Source organism: Acidobacteriota bacterium, from assembly GCA_016716715.1.
Classification (GTDB): Bacteria; Acidobacteriota; Thermoanaerobaculia; order UBA5066; family UBA5066; genus Fen-183.
On sequence record JADJVE010000019.1, the window covers coordinates 51,235 to 65,813 of the forward strand.

The window sequence follows — 14,579 nt, forward strand, 5'->3', positions numbered from 1 at the left end:
AGCGGCGGAAGAGGCTCACGCGTGCCCCCCGGCCGCCTTGTCTTCGGGGTCGCCCTTCGCGATCGTCCGCATCTCGAAGATCGAGATCACGGGCAGGAACCGGATGAAGAGGAACATGAGCGAGAAGAAGAGGCCGAGCGACCCGATGTAGAACGACCAGTCCCACTTCGTCGGCGTGTACATGTCCCACGAGGACGGGAGGAAGTCGCGGTGAAGGCTCGTCACGATGATGACGAAGCGCTCGAACCACATGCCGATGTTCACGACGATCGAGATCACGAACAGCGTCGCGACCGAGTTGCGGACCTTCCGGAGCCACAGGAGCTGCGGCGTCAGGACGTTGCAGAGGATGAGCGCGAACCAGATCCAGCCGTACGGGCCCATGATCCGGTTCTTCATCATGAACTGCTCGAAGCCGTTGCCGCTGTACCACGCCATGAAGATCTCGATCGCGTAGCCGTACGCCACGATGAGGCCCGTCGCGAGCATGACCTTCGCCATGTTCTGCAGGTGCCGCATCGTGATGAAGTCCTCGAGCCCGAACAGCTTGCGGAGCGGGATCGAGAGCGTCATGACCATCGCGAAGCCGGAGTAGATGGCGCCCGCGACGAAGTAGGGCGGGAAGATCGTCGCGTGCCAGCCCGGGATGATCCCGACCGAGAAGTCGAAGCTCACGACCGTGTGGACGGAGACGACGAGCGGCGTCGCGAGCCCGGCGAGGAGAAGGCTCGCGACCTCGTAGTTGTGCCAGTGCCGCGCCGAGCCGCGCCAGCCCATCGCGAGCATCCCGTAGGCGATCTTCCCCGCGAGGTGCTTCGAGCGATCGCGGAGCGTCGCGAGGTCGGGGATGAGTCCCACGTACCAGAAGAGGGCCGAGATCGTCGCGTACGTCGAGACCGCGAACACGTCCCACATGAGGGGGCTCCGGAACTGCGGCCACAGGCCCATCGTGTTCGGGTACGGGAAGAGCCAGTACGCCGCGAGCCACTGCCGGCCCGTGTGGAAGAGGACGAACTGGCCCGCAGCCGCGACGGCGAAGAGCGTCATCGCCTCGGCGAAGCGGTTGATCGACGTGCGCCACTTCTGGCGGAGCAGGAGGAGGATCGCCGAGATCAGCGTCCCGGCGTGGCCGATGCCGATCCACCACACGAAGTTGATGATGTCGAAGCCCCAGCCGACCGGGATGTTGATGCCCCAGACGCCGACGCCGACGAGCAGGAGCTTCGCCATCGAGATCAGGAGGAGCTGCATCGCCATGAACGAGACGGCGAAGCCCAGGAACCACCACTTCGGCGTCTTGTTCAGGACGACGGCGCTGATCTTGTCCGTGACGGTGGCCGGCGTGTAGCCGGGCGCGATGACGGGGGACGATCCACGTTCGCTGACATCAGACCCTCCCCCCGAGCGCCGGATTGGGGTTCGTGAGCTTCGCGAGGTAGGTCGTCCGCGGCCGCGTGTTGAGCTCGGCGAGGAGCGGGTACTCGAGCGGGTCCTTGCGCATCTTCGCGGCGCGACGAGGGATCGTTCAGGTCGCCGAAGACGAGCGCCTCCGTCGGGCAGGCCTGCTGGCAGGCCGTCACGACCTCTCCGTCGCGCACCCGGCGGTTTTCCTTCTCGGCGGCCATCCGGGCGCGGTTCACGCGCTGGATGCAGTAGTTGCACTTCTCCATGACGCCGCGCTGGCGGACCGTGACGTTCGGGTTCGCGAGGAGCGTGAGGACGGGGAGGTGCTTGTCCTTGTTGTAGTCGTAGAAGTTGAACCGCCGCACCTTGTAGGGGCAGTTGTTCGAGCAGTACTTGGTCCCGATGCAGCGGTTGTAGGTCATCTCGTTGATGCCTTCGTCGCTGTGGGTCGTCGCCGCGACGGGGCAGACGACCTCGCACGGGGCCTTCTCGCAGTGCATGCACATGACCGGCTGGTTGTGCGCGGCCGGATTCTCCGGAGTCCCTTCGTGGTAGCGGTCGATGCGCAGCCAGTGCATCTCGCGCCCGCGGCGGACCTGGTCCTTGCCCACGGTCGGGATGTTGTTCTCGGCCTGACAGGCGACGACGCACGCGCTGCAGCCCGTGCAGGAGGACAGGTTCACGGCGAGGCCCCAGGCGTGCTGCTCGTATTTCCAGCCGGGATAGAGGGAGATCTCCGGGACCTCCTCCATCTTCTTCGCGAATTCCGGGTCCTTTCGGTACGCCTCGTACGTGCCGGTCCGGACGAGGTGCCGGCCTTCCATGTTGAAGTGCTGCTGCGTGGAGGCGAGCTCGGCCGTGCGGCCGGTCTTCTTCAGCGTCGCCGTCGCGTTCCAGAGCGCCGCCGACGTCCGGAGAGGGTAGGCGTCGACGCCGACGCCGTTCCCGACGCGGCCCGCGCGCGTGCGCCCGAAGCCGAGGTGGACGGTGACGACGCCGTCGGGCTGGCCCGGGAGGATCCAGACCGGGAGCTCGATCGTCTTGCCGTTGGCCTCGACCGCGACGACGTCCTCGTTCTTCAGGCCGAGCGACTCCGCGCTCTTCGGCGAGAGGTGAAGGACGTTGTCCCACACGAGCTTCGTGAGGGGCTTCGGCATCTCCTGCAGCCAGCCGCTGTTCGCGAACCGGCCGTCGAAGAGGCCCGCATCGGGCCGGAGGACGAGCTCGAACGAACCCGCCGGCACCGGTGAGGCCGGCAAGGAGGCGGCCGGCGCCTTTGGCGCGAGGGCCAGCGGCGCGAGGGCCGTTCCCTCGACGAGGCCGTCGTGGAGGGCTTTCCTCCAGAACGCGTCGAAGCCCGAGGGGCGCTGTTTCTGCCAGGTCGACTTCACGAGGTCGCCGCCCTTCGCGGACGGCTGGCCGAGGACGGCCGCGAGGACCTCGTGGGCGGACTTGCCGCCATAGAGCGGCTCGACGAGGGGCTGCGCGATGGAGGCCGTTCCATCGAGAGAACGCGCGTCGGTCCACGCCTCGAGCGGGTGCGCCTCGTTCAGCTGCCACGTGCAGTACGCGCTCGTCTCGTCGTCGTAGAGCGACAGGTGCGCGCGGAACGCGGCCTTCTGGACGGCGTCCGCGAACCCGAGGTCCGCCGGCGCGTCGAAGACGGGGTTTCCGCCGAGGATCAGGAGCGTGTCGACCTTGCCGGCCTTGAGGTCGGCGGCGAGGTCGCGGATCGACGCGAGCTGGTCGGCGGGCTCGGCTTCGACCGGACCCGTGAGAAGGACGGTCGTGCCGATCGCGCCGAGGGCGCCGTTGATCGCGTGAACGACGGCGTGAACCTCGGCCGGGGCGTAGTCGCCCGTCACGACGAGGCCGCGCGCGCCGGCGGCCTTGAGGTCGGCCGCCGCCGCGGCCAGCCACGGGAATGCGGTGCCCGCGTCGCGGCCCGTGAGGGCGGAGTGCAGGGCGGATGCCGCCGCGCCGAGCGCGGACGGCTTCACGGAGAAGCGGTGGTCCGCGAGCGTGGACGACGCGGTCGGCGTCGACTCGACGGCGTAGAAGCGCGGGGGCGTGCCCCCGGAGGTCGCGGCCTCGCGCCGGCGGCGCGCGAACGCGCGCGCGGCGGCGAGGGCGCCGGGGCCCGAGACGAACGGGTCCGCGTCGAGCGTGAGGATGACGTCGGCCTTCGAGAAGTCGTGCCGCGTCTCGACGGCCTGCCCGAAGGCGAGGCGGGCGCCCGCGCGGGCCGCGTCGCGCCCGGCCGGCTCCCACTGGTGCCAGCGGGCCTTCGGCATCGCCGCGAGGACGGCACGGATCTGGGAAGCGAGCGTCGGAGACGTGACGGTCTGCGTCAGGATGCGGAAGCCCTCGCCCGAGAGCGCGGAGTGGATCTTGACGCGCTGGGCGAGCTCGTCCGTGAAGTTCGTCCAGGTGCGGATCTGGCCGAGGCGCGTGATCGTCTGGGAGCGGTCCGGGTCGTAAAGAGAGAGGACGAGCGCCTGCGCGTACGCGTCCGTCGCGCCGAGGCTCGCCGGGTGGTCCGGATTGCCTTCGACCTTCGTCGGGCGGCCCGTGTGGCTCTCCACGAGGAGGCCCGTCGCGTAGCCGCCGAGCGTCGCGGAGGTCGCGAAGAAGAGAGGACGGCCCGGGACGACCTCCTCGGGCTGCTTCACGTAGGGGACGATGCCCTCGCGGGGCTGCTTGACGCAGGCCGAGAGGCCGGCGAGGGAGAGCGAGGCGGCGGAGAGCTCGAGGAAGCGGCGCCGGGAGACGCCCTCGTCCCACTCGGAGGCGTGCTGCGGGAACTCGCGGCCGAGCATCTCGGCGAATTCGGGCGTCCCGGAATACTCCTCGAGGCTGCGCCAGTAGGCGCGGCCCTTCTCGGCGGAGAGACGTTCCCGGAGGTCGGGGGTGTGCGTGTGGTCGGTCATCGGTGGCACGTGCTGCAGTTCGTGAGCGCGTAGGCGGAGCGGATGCCGTACTCCTTCTTGAGGGCGGCCCCGAGGGCGGCCTGGTCGTTGGCCTTCCACGTGAGGTCGAAAATCTTGTCCTTCGGGCGGAGGTTCTTCTCCGGGTTGCGGTGGCATTCGAGACACCACTCCATCTGGAGCGAGGGATGCTGGTACGTCAGGCGCATCTTGTCCACGCGGCCGTGGCACGAGACGCAGCCGATGCCCTTGTTCACGTGGATCGAGTGGTCGAAGTAGACGAAGTCCGGGAGGTCGTAGACCTTCGCCCAGTTCAGCGGCCGGCCCGTCCGGTAGCTCTCGCGCACCGACGCGAGCATCGGGCTGTCGTTCCAGACGAGCTTGTGGCAGTTCATGCACGTCGCGGTCGGCGGGATGCCGGCCGAAGCGCTCTTCTCGACGGACGTGTGGCAGTAGCGGCAGTCGATCCCGAGGCCGGCCACGTGGTGCTCGTGGCCGAAGGGGATCGGCTGCTTGATCGTCACGCCCTGGTTCGTGTTGTAGGCGGAACGGTTCAGGACCGACGCGGCCCAGGCGACGCCGGCAAGGACGAACACCGCTCCCCAGATGGAGAGCCGCGCGATTGCATTCGTGGATCGATTGAAGATCTGCGGCATGACTCTGTGTTTCTTTTTGCCGGGCCCCGCCGGCCGGGAAGGCCGGGAATTTACCAGATCGCGCCTGAGAGTGAGTTGCCGTACCCCGTCGACGGGCGCGCCTAGAATCAATCGTGCCGTCGTCTCCGACACGCGCGCGTCTCGCGGCCCCGTTCGCCGTTTTCGCGCTCGTCTTCGCATTGCGCGGGGCCGCGCTCGCCTCGCTCCTCGCGACGCCGCTCTCCTCGTGGCACCTCTGGACGGAGACGGACGAACACGCCTACGTCGAATGGTCGGCGCGCCTCGCGGCCGGGAACTGGGCCGACGTGCCGGCCTACCGCGCGTACTTCAACTGGCAGAGGGAGTACGGTCCGCCGGAAACCTGGGAGCGCTGGTACCAGAAGAACGCCTACTACGCCGGGCCGCTCTACCCCTACGGCCTCGCGGTGCTCCGAAAGCTCTTCGGATCGCCGTTTTTGCCCGCGCGGCTGCTTCAGCTGCTGCTCGCGTGTCTCGCTTCGGCTGCCCTTGCTGCGGCGGTCCAGAGACTCGGAGAAGATTTTCTCAGAAGGGGTAAGAGGGGAGAAGAGCCGGGTGACGGCGGCCCTTCGCGTGCGGCCGGTTGGTGCGCGGTGGGGGCGGGGGTCCTCTACGGCGCCTACGGACCCCTCGTCTTCCACGACTTCTTCCTCTACCGCGACGGCCCCGTCGCGCACCTGTCCACGCTGCTCGTCGCGCTGCCGATGTTCCTCGGCGGCGGCGCCGCGTTCGGACTGGGTCTCCTCGGCGGCGCGGCCGTCCTCATGAAACAAACGGTCCTGCCCCTCGCCCTCTTCTCTCTTTATTGTCTTTCTTCCCATTCACCTTCTAAGAACTCTTCCGGCGGCGCGCAGCGCCGCCGCAGAGTCTTTCTCTTCGGTCTCCTCGGTCTCTCTCTCCCCCTCGGCGTCCTCGCGGTGCGAAACATTTCCGCCGGCGTGCCGCCGCTGACCTTCGACACGCGGCAGGCGATCGGCATCGTGTGGGGAAACGGATTCGGAGCCGACGCGACGACGAACCCCCCGCCCGGCATGAAGGAGATCCTCGAGGAGGCCGGCGGCTCCACGTCGAAGACCGCGAGGCTCGTCCTCTCGGGCTACAGAGAGCAGCCGCTCGAGCTGCCGAAGCTGTTCCTGAAGAAGTTCGCGACGTTCTTCAACCGGTTTGAGGTGCCCGACAACGCGAACTGGTACTTCTTCCGGGAGCGCCTGAAGATTCTGAGAGTGCTCCCGGTCTTTCCATGCCTGCTCGGCATCGGGGGAGTCGGGATTTGCGCGGCGCTGACGCGCCGCGTTCTTCGAAAGGATGAATTCGCCCTCGCGCTCGTCGGGGTCCTTGCGCCTCTCGCGGCGTGCCTCCTCGTCCAGACGACGTCCCGCTACCGGGTGGGTGCGATCGGGCCGCTGGCCCTCGGCGCCGGCCTCTTTCTTCTCTTCACACTCGAAGAAATTCGTGCTCGCCGCTGGCGCGCCGTGAGCCTCCTGGCTGGAGCGGCGGCCGTGCTGTCTCTCGTCGCTCTCCTGCCCTCCACGATCTACGACGCCCGCCACCGTTTTTCCGACACGCTCGTGTACGCGACGCTCGCCGAGGCCGAGCTCGGCCCCGAGGCCGCGGCCGAGGAGATCCGGCGGTACGTGGAGGAGGGCGGCGACGACCGTGCGTACGACACCGCGGTCCGGGCGTTCCGGTACTGGGTCCGGACGGGAGAGCGCGCGCACGCGCTCGTCGAGCCCTCGGGAATGGCGCCGCCCGAGCGCCGCCTGAGGGAATTCCCGAAGACGAGCCGGGACGCGCTCTTCGCCCGCTAGGTTGCGCCCAGCGGGCGCGCGGCTTTCGGCGGGGGCGGCGCCGCACGCTTCTCGTCGCGCAGGTGGTGGTAGGCGAGGATCGGGTGCCGCAGCAGCATGCGCGGCCCCGCGAAGCGCATCACCTCCTGCATGAGGTCGCGCTTGGCGCGCGTGTAGCAGTGGATCGGGCACTTCTTGCACGTGGGCTTCTCTTCGCCGTACGGGCACTTCAGCAGGCGGTAGCTCGCGTAGTCGAGCAGGGAATCGCACCCCGCGCAGAGCCCGCCGTAGCGCACGCGGACGTGCAGCGGATGCGCCTCGCACCAGATGTGGAGCATGGCCTCGATCGTCCGCTGCTCGCGGCGGAGGCGGGGCGTCGTGAGGAGGACGCTCTGGAATTCGCCGGGGACTTCGCTCACGGGGAGATCCTGTCTCACCTCGCCAATCTGCGTCTTTCATGCACCTGCATCAAGAGCCCTGCATGACGCGCGTCATACGGAAGGGGTGAAATCAGGTCCGGAAGAGCCCCGTGTCGAGGTGCTGCATCAGGATGTCCGGCCCTTCGAGCCCGACGCTCATCCGGATCAGGCCCGGCGTGATGCCGCGGGCGAGGCGGTCCGCCTCGGGGACGACCGCGTGCGTCATCGTCGCGGGCTGCTCCACGTAGGTGATCGCGCCGCCGAGGCTCACGGCCAGCTCCATCGGGACGTCCTTGCGGGCGAGGTAGTTCATCAGCTTTTCGCCGGCCGCCGCGCCGCCCTTCACCTCGAACGAGATGAGCGAGCCGCCGTCGCGCATCTGCTTCTCGACGATGTCCTTCTGCGGGAAGTCGTGGAAACCGGGGTACGTCACGTGCGCGACCTTCGGGTGCGTGCGCAGGAACGCGGCGATCGTGGCGGCGCCGTCGCTCTGTGCCTTCTGGCGGACGGCGAGGGACTGCACCGTCATCGAGTTCAGCCACGAGTCGAAGGGGGAGGGAGTCGCGCCGAGGTCCTTGTACCAGGGGAAGAGGTCGGTTTTCAGGTACCGGAACGGCCCGAGGAGGGCGCCGCCGATGGACGCCGAGTGGCCGTTGATGAACTTCGTCAGCGAGTGGACGACGAAATCCGCGCCCAGCCGGAACGGCTGCTGGAGCCACGGCGAGCAGAACGTGTTGTCGACGACGAGGGGGATGCCGCGCGCCTCGGTGAGGCGCGAGATGGCCTCGATGTCGCAGATCCGGAGCGTCGGGTTCTCGGGCGACTCGAGGAACACGGCCGCGATGTTCGGGTGCATCTCGAGCGTCTTTGCGACCTCGGCCACGCTGCCCGTGTCGCAGAAGACGGCCTCGACGCCGTACTTCGACATGTTGCGCAGCAGGCTGTCCGTGCAGCCGTAGATGTTGCCGGCGAGGATCGCGTCGCCGGCCTTGAGGAGCGAGAGGACGAGCGTCGAGATGGCCCCCATTCCCGACCCGAAGATGAGGCAGCCGATCGTCGGCTCCGTCTCGTCGGCCGCGAGCGCCTTTTCGATGACGTGCTGCGCCTCGAGACGGAAGAGCACGCGCTCGAGGTACTCGGACGTGGGGTTGCCGAGGCGCGTGTAGATGCGCGCGTACGGCCGCTCGCCGCCCTTGGACATTCCGAGGAAGCGGTCGGCACCGTCCTTGACGTCGCGGAAGGCGAACGTCGAGCGCTGGTGGATGGCCGGCAGGCCCGTGCCCGCCGCGAGCGCGCGGAACAGGCCCTCGTCCATCTGGTGCACGTCGTCGCGCACCCAGCGGGTCTTGCGGTCGATCCACCAGTCCCAGAAGGAATAGCGCGCGGCGCCGTGCAGGACGGGGGAAGCGGTGGGGGTGCTCATACCCCCGAATTTAGACCTCGCGGCGCGCCGGGGCTAGAATGGTCCACGTTCGAAGGCCCAAGGAGTGCCCGTGGCCGAGCCCAATCCTCGGACAGAGCAGCGTCGGAGCCCCCGCAGCGACGTGCGGATTCCGGTCGCTCTGCGCCATGAAGGGGAAAGGTTCAAAGGCACGACACTCGTCGTGAACACCCACGGCGCGCTCGTGGGCTCCCACCGCAACGTCCCGATGGGCGACATGTTCGAGCTGGAGAACGTGCGGACCCGCGTCTTCTGCCATTGCCGCGTCGTGTTCCACGGCGGGCTCGCCGCCGACGGCTTCTTCCGCCTCGGCGTCGAGATGCTCGAGGCGCATCCCGCGGTGTGGGGCGCCGACTACTCTCCGGCCGCGTCCTGACCGGTCAGCTTCGCGGCGGCGGCGCGCGTCTCGGAGTCCTCTTCCCTCTTCCCCTCTTCGCGCAGCGACTTCAGGCTGAGCCCTCCCGCGAGGAGGAAGGCGAGGCCGAGGAGCGTGATCGGGACGAACGAGAGGGCGTGTGAGACGAGGGCGAACGCGCCGGCCGTGTCCTTGCCGACGCCGTAGAAGCCCGTCAGCGCATAGGCGACCGCCGTGTGGTAGCCGCCCACGCCGCCCGGCGTCGGGATCGCGAGGCCGAGGATCGCCCACGCGATGACGAAGAACGAGACCGGGTAGGGGAGCGCGAGGTCGAAGGCGAGAAGCGTCATCCAGACCTGGGTGGCGATGAGACCCCAGAGCGCGAGGGACGCGGCCGCGACGACGGCGACGTCCTTCGCGGTGCCGAGGGCGCCGAGTCCGTCGAGGAACGACAGCAGGATCGCCTCGATGCGCGCGCCGATCTTTTCGGGCAGCGGGCGGAGGAACGGCTTGACGAAGCGGTCCGTGCGCTCGGGCTTCGCGGCGAGCAGGCCCAGGACGGCGAGGCCGGCGAGCGTGCCCACGCCGAAGAGGAGCGCAAATTGGCGCAGCGTCGCGAACCGGCCTGCCGCCTCGCCGCCCATGTTCTGCGGCGCCCAGCCGACCGCGTAGACGACGAAGAGGAACACGCACGTCACGAGGTCGATGAGCCGCTCGAGTGCGATCGACGCGAGGCAGGGCGCGACGGGAAGCCCGGCGCGGCGCGCGAGGGCGACCGGGCGGACGATCTCGCCGGCGCGGGCGGGGAGCAGCGTCGACGCGGCGAAGCCGATCGACGTCGCCGAGTTGAGGTCGTACGCCGAGGGGCGCCCGGCCTTCCTGAGGAGCAGCCCCCAGCGCCACGAACGGAAGAGGGGCGTCGCGAAGAGGCCGCACGCCGTCGCGGCGGCGAGCCAGCCCACGTGCGCGCCCCGGATCGCCTTCCCCACGGCGGCGAAGTCGAGCGTCCGGAGAAAGAGCACGAGGAGGACGGCGGCGAGGCCGAGCGACACCGCCACCCGCACCGCCTTGCCGCCCTTTTCGGAGGAGCTCACCGCCGGATCGTAGCCCACACCTGCGGTACGCTTGCGGCGTGCGCGACGTGCCGGTCTTCACCGATCCCGTCTTTCTCGAGCACGACACCGGCCCGTACCACCCCGAGAACGCGCGCCGGCTCGAGGCCACGATTCACGCGCTGCGCCAGGAGGGCCGCCGGTTCGAGTCCCCGCCCGACCCCGAGCGCACGCTGAAGGCGCTCGAGCGCGTTCACGAGCCCGCCTACATCGCGCGCCTGAAGGCCGCGTGCGACGCGGCGCCGGCGGGCGGCACGGCGCCGTTTTCGCTGTTCGACTGCCCGGACAACCCGATCTCGGCCGCCACGTTCGGGGCCGCGTACCGCGCGGCGGGGCTCGTCCTCGCGGCCGTGGACGCGGTCCTGGAAAAGAGAGCGCCGGCCGTCTTCGTGGCCGCCCGGCCGCCCGGCCACCACGCGCTCGCCGCGCAGGCCATGGGCTTCTGTTTCTTCAACACGATCGCCGTCGCGGCGCGCGACCTCGTCGAGCACTCGGGCGCGACGCGCGTTCTCGTGGCCGACTTCGACGTCCACCACGGGAACGGGACGCAGCAGATTTTCTGGGAGGACGGGCGCGTCGCCTATCTCTCGGTCCACCGGTACCCGTTCTACCCGGGCACGGGCGCCGCGGACGAGCAGGGGGCGGGCAAGGGGCGGGGCGCGATCGTGAACGTGCCGCAGCGGGCCGGTGCGGGGGACGGAGCCTACGCGGGCGGCTTCTCGGCGGCCCTCGAGACGCTCGCGGAGAGGTTCAAGCCGGAGTTCGTCCTGATCTCGGCCGGCTTCGACGCCCACGCGGGGGACCCGCTCGGGGGGATGAGCGTCACGACGGCGGGTTTTTCCTGGATGACGCGGTCCCTGGAGGAGGTCGCCGAGACCTGGGCCGGCGGGCGGATCGTGTCCGTTCTCGAGGGCGGGTACGACGAGCAGGCCCTGGGCGAGTCGGCGGTCGCGCACGTGCGCGTTCTCGACCGGACGGGCGGCCTGCCATAGCGGGCCCACGCGTAAATGGCTCATTTGACAGAGCCTTTCGTGCCCGTTAGACTCAATACGCGTCAATCTCTCTTCATGATTTGGTGTCCGAGCGCGCCTTGGTATTTCTTCTCGACGCACGGAGGCTCGTGATGATTCGGAAGGCCCTGATCCTCTCGGCAACCGTCGCGGCTGCGGCCCTGCTCGCAGCGCCCCCTGCGGACGCCCGCAGCGCGGAAGTCCGCCGCGCCCTCGGGTGCCCCTCGCAAACGCTGGGATCCGTGGATGTTCCGGTCGACGGAGCGACGGTCAGCGGTTACGTGGTCGTCAAGGGATATGCGCTGGACGGCAACCTGGTGTCCAACGTCGATGTCTACGTTGACGGCACCGACGACGCGAACCGCGTCACGACGGCCGGCGGCGCGAACATCAACCTGCCCCGCCCCGACATCCTCCAGGCCTTCCCGCAGTACGCCGGCACGCCGGGCCAGAACCCCGGGTGGCTGGCGTCCTTCAAGGCGTCCAACTACTCGAACGGGTCGCACACGATCTACGTCGGGATCACGGACACGTCCGGCTGCACGTACTTCCTCGCGCCCAAGGCGATCAAGATCGACAACGCGAAGAACCAGGCGCCGTTCGGAAACATGGACTTCCCGCTCCCGAACAGCTCCGTGTCCGCCAACGGCGTCCTCACGGTCGTGGGCTGGGCGCTCGACGACCGCAAGGTCGACCACGTCGACGTTCTCGTCGACGGGCTTCTCGAGCGGCAGGCCGTCACGGGCGTCTACCGTGCCGACGTCGCCGCGAACTTCCCGGACAATCCGGCCGCGATCGTCGCGGGCTTCATCCTGAACGTCGACTCCACGCGTTACCCGAACGGCGTCCACACGGTCAGCGTCCGCGCCGTCGACGACCAGGGCCAGCAGGGCTTCCTCGGGACGTCGCGCGTGCAGGTTTTCAACAACGCCCCGAACACCGGCCCCTTCGGCGAGGTCGAATTCCCGCTCCTGAACGCAAACTGGTTCGGGAACTGCTTCCCGGTGTCGCCGGGCGGCCCGTCCGGCGGCCCGACGGACATCGTCGACCCGCGCATCCTCATGTTCGTCAACGGCTGGGCCCTCGAGGCCTCGCTCGAGAACACGGGCGGCGTCTCGGAAGTGCGCGTCGCGCTGGACGGCGTGCCGATCAAGAACTCGCGCGTGAACTGCCACCGCGAATTTCTCCTCGCGAACGCCCTGATCGACTGCTACGGGTACTACCGTCCCGACATCGAGGTCTTGTATCCGGGCTTCGCGCAGGCGCCGAACGTCGGCTTCCAGTTCTTCGTCGACGCCGGCTACCTCCTCACGCAGAAGGGCTTCCGGGAGGGAGCGCACATCCTCCAGGTGTCGGCCGTCGACAAGCGGAACACCGCCGTCCTTCTGAAGGAAGTTCCGATCACGATGGAGTGCGCGACGGGCCAGCTCGACCCGCCGCCGCTCGGCACCATCGACGATCCGACGAACTACAAGTTCATCGGCGGCGTGTTCCCGGTCATCGGCTGGGCGCTCGACCTCGACGTCGTCGTGAAGGTCCGCATCCTGATCGATGGCGTGGCGCAGGTCGACGCGGTCACGGGCGTGGACCGGGCCGACTACGGCTACGCGAGCCCGGACGTCGCGGCCTCGTACCCGTTCTACCCGCAGCGCGCGAACGCGCTTCCGCTTCTACCTCGACACGACGAAGATCTCGAACTCCGAGCACGACCTCCTCATCGAGGTCACGGACGCGCGGGGCAACGTGCGCTCGGCCGGCACGCGCCGCTTCATCGTGGACAACAACACGCTCGTCCGCTAAGAACTTCTTCCTGGAAGGTAAGAGAACGGGGGCCCGGCGGTTGCCGGGCCTCTTCGTTTATCCTCGCCGCTCGCCATGCAGCCCGCCCAGAAGAAGTTCCTGATCCGGTTCGCGCTCTTCCTCGTGGGGCTCTACGCTCTCGTCGCGATTCAGCCCGTCAACGACGCCGTCGTGGTGCCGTTCACCGGGTTCCTCGTGAAGGTGTCGGCGGGGATCCTCCGCGCGGTCGGGGAGCCGGTCGTCACGCGCGGCACGGTGATCCAGTCGGCGCTCTTCGCCGTGGACGTCAAGAACGGCTGCAACGGAATCGAGGCGGCGCTCCTGCTCCTCGCCGCGATGCTCGCGTTCCCGGCTTCGGCGAAGGCGCGCGCTGCGGGCATCGCGACGGGCCTTCTCGCGATCCAGGTCGTGAACCTCTTCCGGATCGTGTCGCTGTTCTGGCTCGGCGCGCACCGGCGCGACGTGTTCGACCTGTTCCACGCGGCGATCTGGCAGACGCTGCTCATCCTGCTCGCGGTCGGGATCTTCCTCGTGTGGGGCCGGAAGCTCCGCGGCGGAGAGGGCGCTGAAGCTCGCGCTTAGGGCCGCCTTGGGTTTCGCGCTCGGGCTCGGCCTCTGGCACGCCGGGACGCCCGCCTACGACCGCCTGCTCGTCGGGTTCGCCGAGCCTGTCGTGCGCCTGCTCGAGCGGCCGGCCGCGACGCGCCTCTACGCGGAGGGAACGCGCGTCGTGATCGACCGGGCCGACTTCACGTCCAGATCCGACCGGCCCGCGCTTCCGGCGGACGACCTCACGTTCGACGTCATCATCCTGCTGACGCTCGCCGCCGCGACGCCCGGCCTCTTCCAGGACGACGCGATGAAGGGGCTCGGGATCTCGCTTCTCGTGCTCTTCGCCCTGCACGTCGCGGCGCTCGTCGCCGCCGTCGAGTCGTTCTACGCGATGAAGCTCGGCGCCTGGAGCACGGCGACCTACGGGCCCTTCGCGCGGAACTTCTGGGCCACCGCGTCGCACTTCTGGCGCCTCGCGGGCTGCTTCGCGGCGCCGTTCGTCCTCTGGTGGCTGCTGATCCGGCCCGCGGGCGCGCCGGAGTCTGGGCGAGTGCGGAAGAAGAGCCGGTGGAGAAGGCGCGAGAGATGACAGCCGGCGAGGGCCGCTAGCGATAGACGTCGCGCCGATGGCCGACCTTCACGATCCAGACGACGAGCTCGCGGTCCGCGATCGAATAGAGGATTCGATAGCGCCCCTGGCGCACCCGGTAGCGGTCTTCGTAGCCAGCGAGCTTTTCGCTCCCGGGCGGACGAGGGTCTCTGGCCAGCGACGCGATCCTCGTGGCGCTACGCTCCCGGTCCTTTCGGGGGAGAGCCTCGAGCTCCTTCGCCGCGCTTTCCTTGAGGAAGATCCTATAAGAGCCCACGGCGCTTGAGGTCGCGAACGACCGCCTCGAACGGGATGGCTTTCTCCTTGCGGCGTTCGTCGAAAGCCTCGAGGTCCTCTGCGTCCTCGGAGAGTGCGAGCCGGACCGATTCGTTCACGACGTCCGAGATCGTCCTCTCGGACGCAGCGGCCTTCAACCGGAGGGCCTTGTGCACGGCAGGCTCGAAGTAGACGGTGGCGCGCTTCGCACCCATGGCCGAAGGTTAACGCTA

12 protein-coding genes and 1 pseudogene are annotated in these 14,579 nt (G+C 68.9%); 5 read left to right on the forward strand and 8 right to left on the reverse strand.

Going from position 1 to position 14,579, the window contains the following annotated elements; all coding sequences use genetic code 11:
- Positions 1 to 15: 15 nt before the first annotated feature.
- From nrfD to IPL89_17750, 3 genes and pseudogenes are all read right to left on the reverse strand, one after another.
- Entirely contained in the window at positions 16 to 1,413 is a 1,398-nt protein-coding gene (gene nrfD, locus IPL89_17740) for a polysulfide reductase NrfD (GenBank protein MBK9065001.1), read from the reverse strand.
- Positions 1,388 to 4,334, reverse strand: a pseudogene (locus tag IPL89_17745) (TAT-variant-translocated molybdopterin oxidoreductase). The gene nrfD and the pseudogene IPL89_17745 overlap by 26 nt, the downstream one beginning before the upstream one ends.
- Entirely contained in the window at positions 4,331 to 4,987 is a 657-nt protein-coding gene (locus tag IPL89_17750; GenBank protein MBK9065002.1) for a cytochrome c3 family protein, read from the reverse strand. The pseudogene IPL89_17745 and the gene IPL89_17750 overlap by 4 nt, the downstream one beginning before the upstream one ends.
- 113 nt (positions 4,988 to 5,100) lie before the next feature.
- Here IPL89_17750 and IPL89_17755 point away from each other — a divergent pair, with 113 nt between their 5' ends.
- Positions 5,101 to 6,813 (forward strand): hypothetical protein, encoded by a 1,713-nt coding sequence (locus IPL89_17755; GenBank protein ID MBK9065003.1) that lies wholly within the window; start codon positions 5,101 to 5,103, stop codon positions 6,811 to 6,813.
- Here the strand turns inward: IPL89_17755 and IPL89_17760 are convergent.
- Positions 6,810 to 7,130 (reverse strand): nitrous oxide-stimulated promoter family protein, encoded by a 321-nt coding sequence (locus tag IPL89_17760; protein MBK9065004.1) that lies wholly within the window; start codon positions 7,128 to 7,130, stop codon positions 6,810 to 6,812. The two genes, IPL89_17755 and IPL89_17760, sit on opposite strands and share 4 nt — an antisense overlap.
- A 172-nt stretch (positions 7,131 to 7,302) precedes the next feature.
- Complete coding sequence (locus tag IPL89_17765) at positions 7,303 to 8,634, reverse strand: aminotransferase class I/II-fold pyridoxal phosphate-dependent enzyme (protein MBK9065005.1); 1,332 nt, start codon at positions 8,632 to 8,634, stop codon at positions 7,303 to 7,305.
- Positions 8,635 to 8,755: 121 nt separating this feature from the next.
- Between IPL89_17765 and IPL89_17770 the strand changes: the two genes are divergently transcribed.
- The gene (locus IPL89_17770) at positions 8,756 to 9,028 is read left to right on the forward strand and encodes a hypothetical protein (protein MBK9065006.1); all 273 of its coding nucleotides are present in this window, start codon (positions 8,756 to 8,758) and stop codon (positions 9,026 to 9,028) included.
- Here IPL89_17770 and IPL89_17775 read toward each other — a convergent pair.
- Positions 9,007 to 10,101 (reverse strand): flippase-like domain-containing protein, encoded by a 1,095-nt coding sequence (locus IPL89_17775; protein ID MBK9065007.1) that lies wholly within the window; start codon positions 10,099 to 10,101, stop codon positions 9,007 to 9,009. The genes IPL89_17770 and IPL89_17775 overlap by 22 nt on opposite strands.
- A gap of 38 nt (positions 10,102 to 10,139) precedes the next feature.
- On the opposite strand from IPL89_17775, the gene IPL89_17780 reads away from it, so the two are divergent.
- The 3 genes from IPL89_17780 to IPL89_17790 all read left to right on the forward strand — a co-directional run bounded on the left by IPL89_17780 (position 10,140) and on the right by IPL89_17790 (position 14,070).
- Positions 10,140 to 11,111: a histone deacetylase gene (locus IPL89_17780; protein ID MBK9065008.1), complete on the forward strand. Its 972-nt coding sequence runs from the start codon at positions 10,140 to 10,142 to the stop codon at positions 11,109 to 11,111.
- A gap of 131 nt (positions 11,112 to 11,242) precedes the next feature.
- Positions 11,243 to 13,498 (forward strand): hypothetical protein, encoded by a 2,256-nt coding sequence (locus tag IPL89_17785; GenBank protein MBK9065009.1) that lies wholly within the window; start codon positions 11,243 to 11,245, stop codon positions 13,496 to 13,498.
- Between the two features lie 20 nt (positions 13,499 to 13,518).
- Positions 13,519 to 14,070 carry a hypothetical protein gene (locus IPL89_17790; protein ID MBK9065010.1) on the forward strand — a complete coding sequence of 184 codons (552 nt, stop codon included), beginning with the start codon at positions 13,519 to 13,521 and terminating at the stop codon, positions 14,068 to 14,070.
- Between the two features lie 16 nt (positions 14,071 to 14,086).
- Here IPL89_17790 and IPL89_17795 read toward each other — a convergent pair whose 3' ends face one another.
- Together IPL89_17795 and IPL89_17800 are read right to left on the reverse strand one after the other, a co-directional pair.
- Positions 14,087 to 14,347 carry a type II toxin-antitoxin system RelE/ParE family toxin gene (locus IPL89_17795; protein ID MBK9065011.1) on the reverse strand — a complete coding sequence of 87 codons (261 nt, stop codon included), beginning with the start codon at positions 14,345 to 14,347 and terminating at the stop codon, positions 14,087 to 14,089.
- On the reverse strand, positions 14,334 to 14,561 hold the full coding sequence (locus tag IPL89_17800; protein ID MBK9065012.1) for a CopG family transcriptional regulator: 228 nt from the start codon (positions 14,559 to 14,561) through the stop codon (positions 14,334 to 14,336). The genes IPL89_17795 and IPL89_17800 overlap by 14 nt, the downstream gene beginning before the upstream one ends.
- Positions 14,562 to 14,579: the final 18 nt, after the last annotated feature.